Below are 2,136 nucleotides of genomic sequence, written 5' to 3'. Positions count from 1 at the left end.
CCCCGGCGCCCTCCAGGTTGGGCTGACGGGTCTGCATCGCGACCACGTCGGCGCGACCACGTCGGGTAGGGATATGCGGAGCCCAAAGCCCGCCAGACTGAATGCCATGAAGACGGGGGCCTCCCCCCGGAGCACGCTGCTGGTGAGAGCCGACAGCCGTGACGGAAGGAGGCCCGGTCCTCATGTTGCACGTTGGGTTGGACCTGAGCAGGACACGTCTGGATGTGCACGCCATGAACGAGGCAGGCACGCCGGTGCTGGTGACGACCGCGGCGCCCGACGCCGGCGGGCTGGCCTCGCTGGTCGCCCGGGTCGGAGAGTTCGGCCAGCCGGTGGCGGCGGCGATCGAGTCCATGACCGGCGCCCGCTTCGTCCACGACCAGCTGGAGCTGCGTGGCTGGGAGGTGGAGGTCGCCGACGCGGTCAAGGTCAAAGGGCTCGCGCCGCTGGCGGCCAAGACCGACCGGATCGACGCCTGGGTGCTCGCCGAGCTGTCTCGCCGCGACCTGGTGCCGGCGATCTGGCTGCCGGATCCGGCGGTGCGTGCCGAGCGGGAACGCGCCCGCTGGCGGCTGCACCTGGTGCGCCACCGCACCGCGCTGAAGAACCGCATCCACGCCACGCTGCTGACCTTCGGCCACCCGTGTCCGGTCGCCGACCTGTTCGGCGTCGCCGGCCGGCAGCTGCTGGCCGACCTGCACCTGCCCGAGCCGTGGGCGGGCGACGTGGCCGCCGCGCTGGCTCTCATCGACGACCTCGACGAGCAGATCAACGGCTGCGAGGCGGCGCTGCGCACCTTCGGCGCCAACCACCCGTACGTGCCGCTGCTGACGACCGTGCCGGGCATCGGACCGGTGCTCGGCTACACCATCGCCGCCGAGATCGGCGACATCGCCCGGTTTTCCACGCCGAAGAAGCTGGTCGGCTACACCGGGCTGTGCCCGACGGTCTACCAGTCCGGCCGCAAGGACCACCGGCACTCGCTGGCCAAGAACGGACCGAAGTACCTGCGCTGGGCGCTGATCGAGGCGGCCACCCACGCCGCCCGCCATCCGGTCTACGCCGAGCGCTACCAGCGGACCCGGGCCCGCCTCGGTAAGCAGCGCGGCGCCAAGATCGCCCGGATCGATCTGGCCCGCCAGCTGGCCGAGGCGATCTGGCACATGCTCACCACCAACCAGCCCTTCGCTCCGGCAGGCGCCGCAAAACCTCTGGCCGCGTAGACGGCCCCGCACTGAATTGCGCTACCGGAGCGAAGCCCCTCCCATCCGACCTGGTCCTCCCCGACGAGGAGGCGATAGAGAGATGAGCCCGGCTCCCCACCCACCCGAGCGAGACCCGCCCAGACGCTGAAGGCGTCGCTCCTCTTCGGCGGCTCGGCCATCTTGCCGCCGGATCGTCTCGCGTCCAGGTCGTTCGTCCTCGCCGCTGCGCGGCTGCGGGCGCTCCACCCGGACCCGCTCCTCACCGACGGCGATCGACCCTTGCCGCGAAAAGGAAACGATGAACGACAACCACGTTGACTCCGGCCCCCGTCTTCATAGAGAGGTTTTCTCACCAGGATTCGCCGTCCACGGACGGGCAAGAGAGGCATCTCTGCAGGTCAGCGCCGTGAGTCGGCCGAGCGCCGAGTGCCTCTTGGCGGGAGCCTGTTCCGAGGGGCCGCGCTGGAAGTCCCTGACGACTCGCTGCAGGCCTGGCCAGCGGCGTCTACCGCAGCCTTCAACGGGCGCGGATTCCAGGTGAGAAAACCTCAGTGAGGTTTTCTCACCTGTTTCCGCGGTCGAGTGAGGTGAGCACCAATGCGGCGGCGACAATCGCGCCGATGCGCTGCGGGCTGACGGTGACCCGGTCAAGGGCCCGCCAGCGGCCGAGCAGGGCATGGCCTCGTTCGGCGGGTGCGCGTAGTGCGGTGATCAGGGAGTTGTAGCAGCGGTTGTCGGTGTGCAGCGGCCCGTCGGGCTGGTGCTTGATCGGGACGTGCACCCCGATGCCGGCGCCGGTGTAGCCCTTGTCGGCCAGCACCGGCAGGCCCCGGGCGGCGTGCGGATAGAGCGCGGGCAGGACGAGCTCGCGGGCGGCGGTCAGATCGTGGGTCGAGCCGGGCCGGACCTCGGAGACCCACAGCGGAAAGCC

2 protein-coding genes are annotated in these 2,136 nt (G+C 70.6%); one reads left to right on the top strand and one right to left on the bottom strand.

Annotated elements, in window-relative coordinates; all coding sequences use genetic code 11:
- The first annotated feature begins 182 nt into the window (after nucleotides 1-182).
- A complete protein-coding gene (locus VF612_RS13440; protein ID WP_408660360.1) occupies nucleotides 183-1,223 on the top strand; it encodes an IS110 family transposase in 1,041 nt (346 codons plus the stop codon).
- A 544-nt stretch (nucleotides 1,224-1,767) separates the two neighbouring features.
- Here the strand turns inward: VF612_RS13440 and VF612_RS13435 are convergent.
- Nucleotides 1,768-2,136 (bottom strand): transposase family protein (locus VF612_RS13435; protein ID WP_408660359.1); only part of this gene is annotated, 369 nt, incomplete at its 5' end.

Origin of the sequence: Jatrophihabitans sp. (assembly GCF_036388195.1) — a bacterium.
Taxonomy (GTDB): Bacteria; Actinomycetota; Actinomycetes; order Mycobacteriales; family Jatrophihabitantaceae; genus Jatrophihabitans_A.
This window is presented reverse-complemented; position numbering and strand designations above follow the sequence as displayed.